The organism is Actinokineospora sp. (assembly GCF_050699995.1).
GTDB lineage: Bacteria > Actinomycetota > Actinomycetes > Mycobacteriales > Pseudonocardiaceae > Actinokineospora.
In genome coordinates this window covers 1-14,707 of record NZ_JBOHGC010000129.1, presented here as the reverse complement: position 1 = coordinate 14,707, position 14,707 = coordinate 1, and the positions used below count along the sequence as shown (strand labels likewise).

Below are 14,707 nucleotides of genomic sequence, written 5' to 3'. Positions count from 1 at the left end.
GTGAGCGGCCCGCGCCTAATCTGGCGGGGTGCCCAACAACCCTGGCTGGATCCGCAGACTGACCGCCGCGTGCTGGCGACACCGCCGCCTGGTGGTGTTGTCGGTCGTCGCGTCGGTGATCGGTGTCGGCTTCCAGGCGGGTGGTCCGCTGTTGGTCAAGTTCGTCGTCGACGACGCCATCGCGGGCACGACGGAACGTCTCGTCTGGCTTGTAGTCGCGCTGGTCGCGATGGAGTTGTTGACCTTCGGCAGCGCGTTCCTGCGGCGGTATCTGGGCGGGCGCCTGGCTTTGGACGTCCAGCACGATCTGCGCCAGGCCGTGTTCGGGGCGGTGCAGCGGCTCGACGGCGGCAAACAGGACGCGATGCGCACCGGGCAGGTGGTGTCGCGGTCGATCACCGACCTGCAGCTTGTCCAGGGCCTGCTGATGATGGTGCCGCTCTCGATCGGCACGGTCGTGTTCGCGTTCATGGCCTTGGCCGCGATGCTGTGGCTCTCACCGCTGCTGACGGTTGTCGCCCTGGTGGTCACGCCCGCGGTCGCGTTCGTGGCGATGCGCAGCAGGCTCACGCTGTTCCCGGCGACGTGGTCGGCGCAGCAGCGTGCCGCCGATCTCGCGCAGCACGTCGAGGAGACAGTCACCGGTGTCCGCGTGGTCAAGGGGTTCGGTCAGGAGGCCAGGGAGATCTCCCGGCTGGAGAAGTCGGCCCGGTCCCTGTTCGCCGAGCGGATGCGGGCGGCGGCGCTGACGTCCAGACCGGCCGCGACGTTGATCGCGATGCCGTCGGCGGGTCAGGTGGCGGTGCTCGCGCTGGGCGGCTGGATGGCGCTCGACGGGCAGGTCACGCTGGGCACGTTCCTCGCGTTCACCACCTATGTGGCGAACCTGGTCGGCCCCACCAGGTTGCTGTCCGGCCTGCTGATCAACGCGCAGCTGGCGCGGGCGGGCGTGGAGCGGGTGTACGAGCTGATCGACTCCCAGCCCGACGTCACCGACAAACCCGACGCGGCCGACGTGCCGGACGGTCCGGTCGACGTGCGGCTCGACGGAGTCACCTTCGGCTACACCCGAAGCGATCCCGTGCTCGACGGGGTGTCGCTGCGGGTCTCCCCCGGCGAGACGCTCGCCCTGGTCGGCACGGCGGGCTCGGGCAAGTCCACGGTGTCGCTGCTGCTGCCCAGGTTCTACGACGTGCACGCGGGGTCGATCAAGGTCGGCGGGATCGATGTCCGCGACCTGCGGCTGGCGTCGCTGCGCGGCACGGTCGGTGTGGTGTTCGAAGAGGCTTTCCTGTTCTCCGACTCGGTGCGCGCGAACATCGCCTACGGCCGGGCGGACGCGACCGAGGACGACATCCGGGCGGCGGCGAAGGCCGCGCAGGCGCACGAGTTCATCGAGGCGCTGCCCAAGGGCTACGACACGCTGGTCGGCGAGCGCGGGCTGACGCTGTCGGGTGGTCAGCGGCAGCGGGTCGCGCTCGCCCGTGCCTTGCTTTCCGACCCGAGGGTGCTGGTGCTCGACGACGCGACGTCGGCGGTGGACGCGGCGACCGAGTCGGCCATCCACGACACGCTGCGCGAGGTCACCGCCGAACGCACGACGCTGCTCATCGCCCACCGCCGTTCGACGCTGAGCCTGGCCGACCGCATCGCCGTCCTCGACCGGGGGCGGGTGGTCGACGTCGGCACCCACGCGGAGTTGTCCGGGCGCTGCGAGCTGTACCGGTCGCTGCTGGCCGGTCCGGGCGACGTGATCGAAGACCCGACCCGCGGTGTCGGCGAAGACCTGGATCCCGGTCCCGACGGGATCACCGAGTCGCTGTGGCCCACCCCCACCGACCGGCCGACGACCGCGCCGGCCACCCGGGTCACCGGGCGCATGGGCGGGGGTTCGGGAGACACGCAGGCCGCGCTCCCGCCGACGCCCGAGCTCATCGCCAGGGTCGAGGCGCTCCCGCCCGCGCTCGAACAGCCCGAGCTGCCCGCGGGCGAGGACCCCGCCACGCCCGATCCGGGTTTCCGGCTACGCCGCCTGCTGAAGCCGGTCCGCTGGTCGCTCGCCGTCGTTGCCGCCCTGGTGATCGCCGACGCGCTGACCGGCATGGCCATGCCCGCGCTGGTCCGCCACGGCATCGACTCCGGCATCCTGACCGGCGCCTCGGGCGCGCTGTGGGTGGCGACCGGTGTCTCCGCCGTCCTGGTCGGCCTCATGTGGATCAACACCGCGGCGACGACCATCCTCACCGCGCGCGTGGGCGAACGTCTGCTCTACCTGCTGCGCGTGCGCAGCTACGCCCACCTGCAGCGGCTCGGCCTCGACTACTACGAACGCGAACTCGCCGGCCGGATCATGACCAGGATGACCACCGACGTCGACGCGCTGTCGACGTTCCTGCAGACCGGTGTCACGACGGCCGCCGCGAGCGTGCTGACCGTCGTGGCCGTCATGGTCGCGCTCCTCGTCACCGACTTCTCCCTGGCCTTGGTCGCGCTGGCGGTCCTCCCCGTGCTGGCGGTCGCGACGATCGTCTTCCAGCGGCTGTCGTCGGCGGCGTACGCCGAGGCGCGCGAGCGGGTCAGCGCGGTCAACGCGGACATGCAGGAGAACGTCACCGGGCTGCGGGTCTCCCAGGCGCACACCCGTGAGGGCAAGGCCGCCGAACGCTTCGCCGAGCGCAGCGACGCCTACCGGCGCAGCAGGCTGCGCGCCCAGCGCTACATCGCGACGTACTTCCCCTTCGTCGCCATGCTGTCCGGCTTCGCCCAGGCCGCGGTGCTGGTCGCGGGGGCCCACCGGGTCGCCGCGGGCGATCTCACACCCGGTGTGCTGCTGGCGTTCCTGCTGTACCTGGGTCTGTTCTTCGCCCCGGTCCAGCAGCTCTCCGGGATCTTCGACGGGTACCAGCAGGCCAGGGTGGGCCTGCGCCGGATCTCAGAGCTGCTGCGCACGCCGAGCAGTGTCGAGCCGCCCGCCGCGCCGGTCCCCGTCCCCACCCACCTCATCGGCGAGGTCGAGCTGCGCGCGGTGACGTTCCGCTACCCCGGCACGGAGACACCGGCCGTCGAGGATGTGTCGCTACGCGCCGAGCCGGGGCAGACCGTCGCCCTCGTCGGCGCGACCGGTGCCGGGAAGTCGACCGTCGTCAAGCTCATCGCCCGCTTCTACGACCCGACCGAGGGTGCGGTCCTCGCCGACGGCACCGATCTGCGCGCGTACGACCTCGCCGGGTACCGGCAGCGGCTGGGAGTGGTCCCGCAGGAGGCTCACCTGTTCAGCGGCGACATCGCGCGCAACGTCGCCTACGGCGACCCGGACGCGGCGCCCGCCAAGGTCGAGGCCGCCGTCCGCGCGGTCGGCGCGCTGCCGATGGTGGCCGGTCTCGCCGACGGGTTCCGCCAGCAGGTCGGCGAGCGGGGCCAAGGCCTGTCCGCGGGGCAGCGCCAACTCATCGCGCTCGCGAGGGCCGACCTCACCGACCCGGACATCCTGCTGCTCGACGAGGCGACCGCCGCCCTCGACCCGGCCACCGAGGCCGCGGTGATCGCCGCGAGCGACCGGGTCACGAGCAGCCGCACCACGTTTGTCGTCGCCCACCGATTAGCCACCGCGGCCCGGGCCGACGCCATCGTCGTGATGGACGCGGGCCGAGTGGTGGAACAGGGCACCCACGACGAACTGCTGGCCGCGGGCGGCCACTACGCGCGCCTCTGGCGGTATGGATCACCGGAGCACGCCGAAGAGGGCTCCCAGCTGCCTGAAACGTCGCCCAGATGAGGCCGGAAACCTCACCGGCTCTGCCCCCGAGCAGTGAGAACATCCGGGCTCAATCGATACAGTGCCGAACGCTACGCATGAGGTGGCTCACCCGGGTCCACTTGATTAACACACGCCCTGACCGGGGGACTAGCCTGACGGGGAATGGCCATTACTAAGAGATCGAGATGGATAGAGGCGAGAGCCAGCCGTGTCCAGCAGTAGTCCCGCGTCACAGTTCGGTGCGAACGAGTGGCTCGTCGAAGAGATGTATGAGCAGTTCCTCGCGGACCCGTCTTCCGTAGACCCCGCGTGGCACGACTTCTTCGCCGACTACAAGCCCACACCGCGAGCAGCGACCCAGAGCGCCGCGACGGCGAAGAGCGCGGGGAGTGACACCGGGACGGCGACCGCCACGGCCACCGCTCCCGCCGCCACCCCGCCCGCCAAGCAGCCACCCGCCACGACCGCGCCCCCGGCGTCGGGCAACGGGCAGGCAGGCGCGCCGCCGAAGAAGCCCGCGCCCACCCCCGCGCCCGCGAAGCCGCAGGTTCCCGCGGCCGAGGGTGAGGAGCGCAAGCCGCTGCGCGGAGCCGCCGCCGCGATCGCGAAGAACATGAACGCCTCGCTGTCGCTGCCGACCGCGACCAGCGTGCGCGCGGTGCCCGCGAAGCTTCTCGCGGACAACCGCATCGTGATCAACAACCATCTCAAGCGGACCCGCGGCGGGAAGGTCTCCTTCACCCACCTCATCGGTTACGCGATGGTTCGCGCGCTCGAGGCGTACCCGAACATGAACCGGCACTACGCCGAGGCCGACAACAAGCCTTTCGCCGTGACGCCGGAGCACGTGAACCTGGGCCTGGCGATCGACCTGCCGGGCAAGGACGGTTCGCGCAACCTCGTCGTCGCCGCCATCAAGGGCTGCGAGGGCATGACCTTCCAGCAGTTCTGGCAGGCCTACGAGGACCTGATCCGCAAGGCCCGCAACGGCGCGCTGACCGCGGACGACTTCGCAGGCACCACGATCTCGCTGACCAACCCCGGCGGCATCGGCACCAACCACTCGGTGCCGCGGCTGTCGGTCGGCCAGGGCACGATCCTGGGCGTCGGCGCGATGGAGTACCCGGCCCCGTTCCAGGGCGCCAGCGAGTCGAACCTGATCGACATGGGGATCAGCAAGATCATCACGCTGACCTCCACGTACGACCACCGCATCATCCAGGGCGCGGAGTCCGGCGAGTTCCTCGGCCGGATCCACAAGCTGCTCCTCGGTGAGGACGGCTTCTACGACGACATCTTCACGTCGCTGCGGATCCCGTACGAGCCGATCCGGTGGACCTCCGACCTCGCCGAGGGCCCGGTCGACAAGACCGCCAGGGTCATCGGCCTGATCGACGCCTACCGCACCCGCGGCCACCTGATGGCCGACACGGACCCGCTGAACTACCGCCAGCGCAAGCACGAGGACCTCGACGTCCGCTCGCATGGGCTGACGCTGTGGGACCTCGACCGGGAGTTCCCGGTCGGCGGCTTCGCGGGCAAGGAGCGGCTGAAGCTGCGCGACGTCCTCGGCGTGCTGCGCGACTCCTACTGCCGCACCGTCGGCGTCGAGTACACCTACATCCTCGACCCGACCGAGCGCCGCTGGATCCAGGATCGCGTCGAGGTCGCGCACGAGAAGCCCGCCGCGGCTGTGCAGAAGTACGTGCTGTCGAAGCTGAACGCGGCCGAGGCGTTCGAGACGTTCCTGCAGACCAAGTACGTCGGGCAGAAGCGGTTCTCGCTCGAAGGCGGCGAGTCGGTCATCCCGCTGCTCGACACGGTCCTCGACAAGGCCGCCGAGTTCGAACTCGACGAGGTCGTCATCGGCATGCCGCACCGCGGCCGCCTGAACGTGCTGGCCAACATCGTCGGCAAGCCGATCTCGCAGATCTTCCAGGAGTTCGAGGGCAACCTCGACCCGGGCCAGGCGCACGGCTCCGGCGACGTGAAGTACCACCTCGGCGCCGAGGGCAAGTACTTCCGGATGTTCGGCGACGGCGAGACCAAGGTGTCGCTGACCGCCAACCCGTCGCACCTGGAGACCGTCGACCCGGTGCTCGAGGGCATCGTCCGCGCGAAGCAGGACCTGCTCGACAAGGGCGACAAGGGCGACGGCTTCTCCGTGCTGCCGATCGCGCTGCACGGCGACGCCGCGTTCGCCGGTCAGGGCGTGGTGGCCGAGACGCTGAACCTGGCGCTGCTGCGCGGGTACCGCACCGGCGGCACCGTGCACGTGATCATCAACAACCAGGTCGGCTTCACCACCGCCCCGGAGCACTCGCGGTCGAGCCAGTACGCGACCGACGTGGCGAAGATGATCCAGGCGCCGGTGTTCCACGTGAACGGCGACGACCCGGAGGCCTGCTACTGGGTCGCCCGGCTGGCGATGGACTACCGCCAGACGTTCAACAAGGACGTCGTCATCGACCTGGTCTGCTACCGCCGCCGCGGGCACAACGAGGGCGACGACCCCTCGATGACCCAGCCCGGCATGTACGACATCATCGACACCAAGCGCAGTGTGCGTAAGGGTTACACCGAGGCGCTCATCGGCCGCGGCGACATCTCCGTCGAGGAGGCGGAGAAGGCGCTGCGCGACTTCTCCAGCCAGTTGGAGCACGTCTTCAACGAGGTCCGCGAGCTGGAGAAGCACCCGATCGTGGCGAGCCCGTCGGTGGAGTCCGAGCAGCAGGTCCCGGCGAAGCTGGCGACCGGGGTGCCCGCCTCGGTGCTCGAACGCATCGCCGACGCGCACGTCGAGCTGCCCGAGGGCTTCAGCCCGCACCCGCGGGTCAAGCCGGTGCTCGACCGCCGCGCCAAGATGGCCCGCGAGGGCGGCATCGACTGGGCGTTCGGTGAGCTGCTGGCGTTCGGCTCGCTCAACCTGGAGGGCCGCATGGTCCGCCTGGCGGGCCAGGACTCGCGTCGTGGCACGTTCACCCAGCGGCACGCGGCGATCATCGACCGCAAGACCGGCCGCGAGTACCTGCCGCTGCAGAACCTGTCCGAGGACCAGGGCAAGTTCCTGGTCTACGACTCGGCACTCTCGGAGTACGCCGCACTGGGCTTCGAGTACGGCTACTCGGTGGCCAACCCGGAAGCCCTGGTGCTGTGGGAGGCGCAGTTCGGCGACTTCGTCAACGGCGCGCAGTCGGTCATCGACGAGTACATCTCCTCCAGCGAGGCCAAGTGGGGCCAGCGATCCGACGTGATCATGCTGCTGCCCCACGGCCACGAGGGCCAGGGTCCCGACCACACGTCGGGCCGCATCGAGCGCTGGCTGCAGCTGTGCGCCGAGGGTTCGATGACCGTGTCGGTGCCGTCGACCCCGGCGAACTACTTCCACCTGCTGCGCCGCCACGCCCTCGACGGTGTGCAGCGTCCGCTGGTGGTGTTCACGCCGAAGTCCATGCTGCGCAACAAGGCCGCGACCAGCGCCGTCGAGGACTTCCTCGAAGGAACACGGTTCGAGACGGTCATCGACGACCCGACCCAGCCGGACCCGGCGGGCGTCACGAAGCTGCTGTTCGTCTCCGGCAAGCTCTACTACGAACTGGCCGCGGAGAAGGAGAAGCTGGCCGCCACGGACACCGCCGTCGTCCGCGTCGAGCAGCTCTACCCGATGCCGATCAAGCACCTCAAGGCGATCTTCGAGCGCTACCCCAACGCGAAGGATGTGCGTTGGGTGCAGGAGGAGCCGGCCAACCAGGGCTCGTGGCCGTTCTACGGCCTCAACCTGCCGGAGGAGCTGCCCGAGCACCTCACCAAGCTCACCCGCGTCTCGCGTCGACCGATGTCGGCCCCGTCGGCCGGGTCGAGCAAGGTGCACGAACTCGAGCAGCGGGCGCTGATCGAGAAGGCGTTCGCGTAGGAGTCAGACCCACGCGGAGCCGCCGGACCTCACGGACCGGCGGCTCCGCCGTTTCCACAGGAGTAGCACGTGTACTTCACCGACCGCGGTATCGAGGAACTGGAAGAGCGACGCGGCGACGAGGAAGTCAGCCTCGCGTGGCTGGCCGACCGCCTGCGCGCGTTCGTCGACGCCAACCCGGACTTCGAGACCGCCATCGAGCGCCTCGCCACCTTCCTCGCCCGCGACGACGACGAGATCGACGACTGAGCTACCAGGCGTAGGCCTCAGGTGCGGGTTTCGCGCCGTTGGTGCCGGGGGCGGGGAACAGCTCGTCGAGCCGGGTCAGCGTGTCGACGTCGAGTTTGAGGTCAAGCGCGGTCAGGCTGCCGTCGAGCTGCTCCAGCGTGCGCGGGCCGATGATGGGCGCGGTCACGCCCTCCTGGTGCAGCAGCCACGCCAGCCCGACGTGCGCCGGGTCGGCGCCGATCTCGGCGCAGAGCTTCTCGTAGCCCTCGATCGCCTCGCGGTGCTTGTCCAGCGAGTCCCCGGACCGCCCGGACAGCCCCCGCGACGCCGTCCCGTCGGCCTGTTTGCGCAGGACCCCGCCAAGCAGGCCACCGTGCAGCGGCGACCACGGGATCACCCCGAGCCCGTAGTGCTTGGCGGCGGGAAGCACTTCGAGTTCGACCCAGCGGGTGAGCAGGTTGTAGATCGACTGCTCGCTGACCAGCCCGAGGAAGTGCCGCTCCCGCGCGGCTTCCTGCGCTTGGGCGATGTGCCAGCCCGCGAAGTTGGAGGAGCCGAAGTAGAGGACCTTGCCCTGCTGCCGGAGCACCGAGAACGCCTCCCAGATCTCCTCCCACGGCGTGCGCCGGTCGACGTGGTGCATCTGGTAGAGGTCGATGTAGTCGGTCTGCAACCTGCGCAGCGACGCGTCCGCCGCCCGCCGGATGTTGTGCGCGGACAGGAACGTGTCGTTCGGCCAGTCGCTCATGCTGCCGTAGAGCTTGGTGGCGAGGACGGTCTTCTCCCGCCTGCCGCCGCCCTGGGCGAACCACCGGCCGATGATCTGCTCGGTGATACCTTCGCCCTTCTTCCAGCCGTAGACGTTGGCCGTGTCGAAGAAGTTGATGCCGTGCTCGTGCGCGCGGTCCATGATCGTGTGACTGTCCGGCTCGGTCGTCTCCGGACCGAAGTTCATCGTGCCGAGAACGAGCCTGGACACGGACAGGCCGCTGCGGCCGAGGTGGGTGTACTCCATACCAGCCAACCTACGCGCGGTCAGCGGCGGTTTCGGCGCGTTTCCGCGGCCTTGGACTCAGACCGCGCGAACGCCCTTGCGCCAGACCGCCCAGGTCAGCGGGACACCTGGGCGGTATGCCAGGTGGGTGGTGGAGGGCGCGTTCAGCACGTGCAGGTCGGCGCGCGCGCCGGGACGCAGGATGCCTACCTCGTGTTCGCGGCGCAGGGCTCGGGCGCCGCCCCAGGTGGCGGCGCGGATGGCTTCGGCGACGGACATGCGCATCTGCAGGACCGCCGTGGTGACGCAGTAGGCCATCGACGACGTGTAGGAGGAGCCCGGATTGCAGTTCGACGCCAGGGCCACTGTGGCGCCCGCGTCGAGCAGTGCGCGGGGGTCGGGGAGCGGTTGGCGGGTTGAGAGGTCGCAGGCGGGCAGCAGCGTGGCAACGGTCTCGCTGTTCGCCAGCGCGTCGACGTCGGACTCGGTCAGGTACGTGCAGTGGTCGACGCTCGCGGCGTTCAGTTCCACGGCGAGCCGGACACCGGGGCCTGGGCCGAGCTGGTTGCCGTGCACACGCAGGCCCAAGCCTTTCGCTGCCGCCGCCTTGAGCACCGCGCGGGACTGCGACTCGTCGAAGGCGCCGGTTTCGCAGAAGACGTCGGCCCAACTCACGTATGGCGCGACGGCGTCGAGCATCTCGCCGGTGACCAGGTCCACATAGGACTGCGCGTCGGCGCCTGGCGGGACAAGGTGGGCGCCGAGGAAGGTGACTTCGTCGGCGTGTTCGGCGGCCAGGCGGGCGGAGCGGACCTCGTCGTCGACCGTGAGGCCGTAGCCGGTCTTGGTCTCCAGATACGTGGTGCCCTGTGCGACCGCCTCGGCGACATGGCGGCGCAGACCCGCGCTCAGCTCGTCGTCCGTCGCCGCGCGGGTCGCTTCGACTGTGACCGCGATTCCGCCTGCGGTGTAAGGCTTCCCGGCCATCCGCGCGGCGAACTCGGCGGTGCGGTCGCCGGCGAAGACGAGGTGGGTGTGGCTGTCCACCCAGCCGGGCAGGACGGCGCGCCCGTCGACGTCGACCCGCTCGTCGGCGGCGGGAGCGGCGGCCGCGGACCCGACCCAGGCGACCCGGTCGCCGTCGATCACCACCGCGGCGCCGGTCAGGGTGCCGAGTTCGTCGTCGTTGGTGGTCAGTTCGGCGATGCCGGTCACCAGAATGCTCACGCCCACAGCCCTTCGATCGCCTTGGCCAGCAACGATCCTACGTCGCCGAGCACATGTCCCCCATCACGGACGACCACCCGACCGCCGACCACCACGGTGTCCACATCGGACGCGGAAGCGGCGAACATCGCCTGTGCCGGCAGACATCCCGCCGTGCGCGGGGTGTCGAGCCGGACGGCGACGAAGTCGGCGGGGGCACCCACCTTGAGCTGCCCGGCCTCCGGCCAGCCCAGCGCTGTGTGGCCGGCGGTGGTCATCGCCGCCAGGAGTTCGTCGGGGCTGAGCCTGCCGCGCTGACCGGTGCGGAACCGTTCGCCGTGTTCGAGGGCGCGCGCCTCGACGAGCGGGTCGACGACCGCGTGCTGATCACTGCCGAGGGACAGCGGTGACCCCGCCGACAGCAACTCGCGCGCCGGGCCGAGCCCGTCCGCCAGGTCGCCTTCGGTGGTGGGACAGAAGCAGGCTCCCGTGCCGGATCCGCCGAGCAGGGCGATGTCGCCTGCTGTGAGGTGGGTGGCGTGCACGGCGGTGGTGCGGGGACCGAGAACGCCGGCTTCGGCAAGGAGTTCGGTGGGCGTGCGGCCGTACGCGGCCAGACACGCCTCGTTCTCGGCGGGCTGCTCGGACAGGTGCACGTGGAGCGGCCCTTGGCAGGCGCCGACCTCGGACAGCGCCGCACGGGGAACCGCGCGCACCGAATGGATCGCACCGCCGATGCGCGTGGTGGCGTCGGCCTCAAGGTCGGCGACCCGGCTCGCCCACGCCTGCGCCGTGCCGTCACTGAACCGGAGCTGCTCGGCGGACACCGGCTCACCGATTCCGCCTGCGAGGTAACAGGTGTCGAGGAGGGTGAGGCGGACCCCGGCGTCCTTCGCGGCCTGGATGAGCGCGACGCCCATGGCGTTGGGGTCGTCGTAGCGGCGGCCGCCGGGAGCGTGGTGGAGGTAGTGGAACTCGCCGACGCAGGTGACCCCGGCGAGCGCCATCTCGGCGTAGGCGGCACGGGCGAGCGCGAGATAGGTGTCCGGGTCAAGCTTGGCGGCGAGCGCGTACATCCGCTCCCGCCAGGTCCAGAACGTTCCGCCGTCGCCATGCGTGCGCCCCCGCAGCGCCCGGTGGAACGCATGCGAGTGAGCGTTGGCGAACCCCGGAAAAACCAACCCCCGCAACGAAATTTCGCCCCCGCGCGGCCCCCACCCTTCCCCGGGGGCGTCGAGGGTGGTGATGGCGGCGATGGTGCCGTCGTCGGCGACGGTGATCAGGACGTCGCGGGTTATGCCCTGGGGGAGCCAGGCCTGTTCGCAGCGGTAGGTGGTCATCGGGCCAAGCGGGCCAGGACGTCGGCGAGAGCCACCGCGCCGGCTGTGCAGTCGTCGGCTTCGGCGAACTCCGCGGGGGCGTGGCTGATGCCGGTCGGGTTACGCACGAAGAGCATCGCCGTGGGGTGGTGGGCGGCGAGGATGCCTGCGTCGTGCCCTGCGCCCGTGGGCAAGGCTGGGGCGCCCCGCAGGGTCGCCGCGAGGTCGTCGCGCAAGGTCGGGTCGAAGATCACGGTGTCGCCGTAGGATTCCTCCGTCACCGTCACTGTGCAGCCCTCGTCCTCGGCGGCCACGCGGGCTGCGTCGCTGATGTCGGCTACCACCGCCCGAGTGCGGAAGTCGTCCTCGGCTCGGGCGTCGAGCCAGACGTCCACTGTGGACGCGATGACGTTGGTGCCGCCGGGGTTCGGCACAACTTTGCCGACCGTGGCCCGCGCGCCCTCGATGCCGGATGCGGCGCGGCGGGCGGCGAGGACGAGTTGAGCGGCGGGCAGCATGGGGTCCCGGCGATCGGTCAGCAGCGTGGCGCCCGCGTGGTTTCCCTCGCCTGCGAAGCTGAACCGCCAGCGGCCGTGCGCCAGGATCGAGCTGGCCACGCCGACCGGCGCGCCCAGGTCCACCAGTCCCCTGCCCTGCTCGACGTGCAGCTCGACGAACACGCCGATGCGGGCCATGGCAACAGGATCCGGGCCCAGCCGGGCCGGGTCGAGACCGGCCGCACGCACGGCGTCGGCCAAGGTTGTGCCGTCGGGGTCGGTGAGGCGCCGAGCCGCGTCGGGGTCGAGTGCGCCGGTCATCAGGCGGGAGCCGAGGCAGGCGACACCGAACCGGCCGCCCTCCTCCTCGGCGAACACGGCGATGGCCAGCGGCTTTCCAGGAATAAAACCCCTGGCGCGCAACAAGTCCACGGCGACCAGCGCGGAGGTCACCCCGAGCGGGCCGTCGTAGGCGCCGCCGCCGGGGACCGAGTCGAGGTGGCTGCCGGTGACGACCGCGTCGTCGCCGGGCGGGCCCCACCAGGCCCACATCGTGCCGTTGCGGTCGGTCTCGACGTCGAGCCCACGCGCAACAGCCGAAGCGCGGAACCACTCGCGCAGTTCCAGTTCCGAACGGTCGAACCCGTGCCGCGAGAACCCGCCGCGCCGGGGATCGGCGCCGACACCGGCGATATCGCCCAGCAGGCCGGCGGCGGTCACGAGCGCGCCATGGGGACGGTCACGCCGCGTTCCGCCGCGACCTCGTCCGCCCGGTCGTACCCGGCGTCGACGTGCCGGATGACACCCATCGCCGGGTCGTTGGTGAGCACGCGCTCGATCTTCTGCGCCGCCAGCGGTGTCCCGTCGGCGACGGTCACCTGGCACGCGTGGATCGAGCGGCCGATGCCGACGCCGCCGCCGTGGTGGATCGACACCCAGGTCGCGCCGGACGCGGTGTTGACCAGCGCGTTGAGCAGCGGCCAGTCGGCGATCGCGTCCGAGCCGTCGGCCATCGCCTCGGTCTCCCGGTAGGGGGAGGCGACCGAGCCGCAGTCGAGGTGGTCGCGGCCGATCACGATCGGCGCCGACACCTCGCCGTTGGCCACCATCTCGTTGAACCGCAGGCCCGCCAGGTGCCGCTCGCCGTAGCCGAGCCAGCAGATGCGGGCCGGAAGCCCTTGGAACTCAACCCTTTCGCCCGCCATCTTGATCCACCGGGCGAGGGATTCGTTCTCCGGGAACAGTTCCAGCAGCGCCCGGTCGGTGGCGGCGATGTCGGCCGGGTCACCGGAGAGCGCGGCCCAGCGGAACGGGCCCTTGCCCTCGCAGAACAGCGGCCGGATGTAGGCGGGCACGAAGCCGGGGAAGTCGAACGCGCGCTCACACCCGCCGAGCTTGGCCTCGCCGCGGATGGAGTTGCCGTAATCGAAGACCTCGGCGCCCTTGTCCAGGAACCCGACCATCGCGCCGACGTGCTCGGCCATCGACTCGCGGGCGCGGTCGGTGAACTCGTCGGGCTTCTTCGCCGCATAGTCGTGCCAGTCGGCCAACTCGACGCCGCGCGGCAGGTACGCCAGCGGGTCGTGCGCGGAGGTCTGGTCGGTCACGATGTCGATGTCGACACCGCGACGCAGCAGTTCGGGGAACACCTCGGCGGCGTTGCCGATCACGCCGACCGACAGCGGGCGCTGCTCCCGCTTGGCCTGCTCGACGCGCGCGATGGCGTCGTCGAGCGAGTCGGCCAGCTCGTCGAGGTAGCGGGTCTCCACGCGGCGGCGGGCGCGGTCGGGGTCGACCTCCACGCACAGCGCGACACCGTCGTTCATCGTGACCGCAAGCGGTTGCGCGCCACCCATGCCGCCCAGTCCGGCGGTCAGCGTCAGCGTCCCGCGCAGGGTGCCGCCAAAGCGCTTGTTGGCGATGGCGGCGAAGGTCTCGTAGGTGCCCTGGAGGATGCCCTGGGTGCCGATGTAGATCCACGATCCCGCGGTCATCTGGCCGTACATCATCAGGCCCTCGGCCTCGAGCTTGCGGAACTCCGGCCAGGTCGCCCAGTCGCCGACCAGGTTCGAGTTCGCGATCAGCACTCGCGGCGCCCACTCGTGGGTACGCATGACACCGACCGGCTTCCCGGACTGCACAAGGAGAGTCTCGTCCGCGGCCAGGTTCGTCAGCTCACGGGTGATCGCGTCGAAGCTCGCCCAGTTGCGGGCCGCCTTGCCGGTGCCGCCGTAGACGACGAGGTCGTCGGGTCGCTCGGCGACGTCGGGGTCGAGGTTGTTGTGGAACATCCGCAGCGCGGCCTCGGTCTGCCAGTTGCGGGCGGTCAGCGTGGTGCCTCGGGCAGCGCGCACGGGTCGGGCGGTGCTCATGCGGTCCTCCGGGTGACGGCGTTCATCAGGTCGCCGGAACGGATCAGGTTCTCGGCGGCGGCGATTTCGGGAGCGAGGTGGCGGTCGGCGCCGGGTCCTTCGACGTGCTCGCGCAGGGCGGCGACGGCGGCACCGGTCAGCGGGCCGGGTTCCAGCGGCTTGCGCAGGTCGAGCGCGCGGGCGGCGGTCAGCAGCTCGATGGCGAGGACCGTGGTCAGCCCGTCGACTGCCTTGCGCAGCTTGCGGGCGGCGGACCAGCCCATCGAGACGTGGTCCTCCTGCATCGCGCTGCTCGGGATCGAGTCGACCGACGCGGGGACGGCGAGGCGCTTGAGTTCGGAGACGATGGCGGCCTGGGTGTACTGGGCGATCATGTGGCCGGAGTCGACGCCGGGGTCGTCGGCGTGGAACGGCGGCAGAC

At 70.7% G+C, this 14,707-nt stretch carries 9 protein-coding genes; 3 read left to right on the top strand and 6 right to left on the bottom strand.

Annotation, left to right across the window (positions count from 1 at the left end):
- Positions 1-28 precede the first annotated feature (28 nt).
- From ACRDSQ_RS07680 to ACRDSQ_RS07670, 3 genes are all read left to right on the top strand, one after another.
- Positions 29-3,775, top strand: a complete 3,747-nt coding sequence (locus ACRDSQ_RS07680) for an ABC transporter ATP-binding protein (RefSeq protein WP_431419976.1) — start codon at positions 29-31, stop codon at positions 3,773-3,775.
- A gap of 190 nt (positions 3,776-3,965) precedes the next feature.
- Positions 3,966-7,670: a multifunctional oxoglutarate decarboxylase/oxoglutarate dehydrogenase thiamine pyrophosphate-binding subunit/dihydrolipoyllysine-residue succinyltransferase subunit gene (locus tag ACRDSQ_RS07675; RefSeq protein WP_431419974.1), complete on the top strand. Its 3,705-nt coding sequence runs from the start codon at positions 3,966-3,968 to the stop codon at positions 7,668-7,670.
- Between the two features lie 69 nt (positions 7,671-7,739).
- The gene (locus ACRDSQ_RS07670) at positions 7,740-7,919 is read left to right on the top strand and encodes a DUF6104 family protein (protein WP_431419972.1); all 180 of its coding nucleotides are present in this window, start codon (positions 7,740-7,742) and stop codon (positions 7,917-7,919) included.
- 1 nt (position 7,920) lies between these two features.
- Here the strand turns inward: ACRDSQ_RS07670 and ACRDSQ_RS07665 are convergent, their stop codons facing one another.
- The 6 genes from ACRDSQ_RS07665 to ACRDSQ_RS07640 form a co-directional block, all read right to left on the bottom strand.
- Positions 7,921-8,913: an aldo/keto reductase gene (locus ACRDSQ_RS07665; protein ID WP_431419971.1), complete on the bottom strand. Its 993-nt coding sequence runs from the start codon at positions 8,911-8,913 to the stop codon at positions 7,921-7,923.
- 57 nt (positions 8,914-8,970) lie between these two features.
- On the bottom strand, positions 8,971-10,119 hold the full coding sequence (hutI, locus tag ACRDSQ_RS07660; RefSeq protein WP_431419968.1) for an imidazolonepropionase: 1,149 nt from the start codon (positions 10,117-10,119) through the stop codon (positions 8,971-8,973).
- Positions 10,116-11,438, bottom strand: a complete 1,323-nt coding sequence (locus ACRDSQ_RS07655; protein WP_431419966.1) for a formimidoylglutamate deiminase — start codon at positions 11,436-11,438, stop codon at positions 10,116-10,118. The genes hutI and ACRDSQ_RS07655 overlap by 4 nt, the downstream gene beginning before the upstream one ends.
- Complete coding sequence (locus ACRDSQ_RS07650; RefSeq protein WP_431419964.1) at positions 11,435-12,634, bottom strand: allantoate amidohydrolase; 1,200 nt, start codon at positions 12,632-12,634, stop codon at positions 11,435-11,437. The genes ACRDSQ_RS07655 and ACRDSQ_RS07650 overlap by 4 nt, the downstream gene beginning before the upstream one ends.
- A complete protein-coding gene (hutU, locus tag ACRDSQ_RS07645; protein ID WP_431419962.1) occupies positions 12,631-14,286 on the bottom strand; it encodes a urocanate hydratase in 1,656 nt (551 codons plus the stop codon). The genes ACRDSQ_RS07650 and hutU overlap by 4 nt, the downstream gene beginning before the upstream one ends.
- The coding region (locus tag ACRDSQ_RS07640; RefSeq protein WP_431419961.1) for an aromatic amino acid lyase at positions 14,283-14,707 on the bottom strand (425 nt) is incomplete at its 5' end. The genes hutU and ACRDSQ_RS07640, both read right to left, overlap by 4 nt.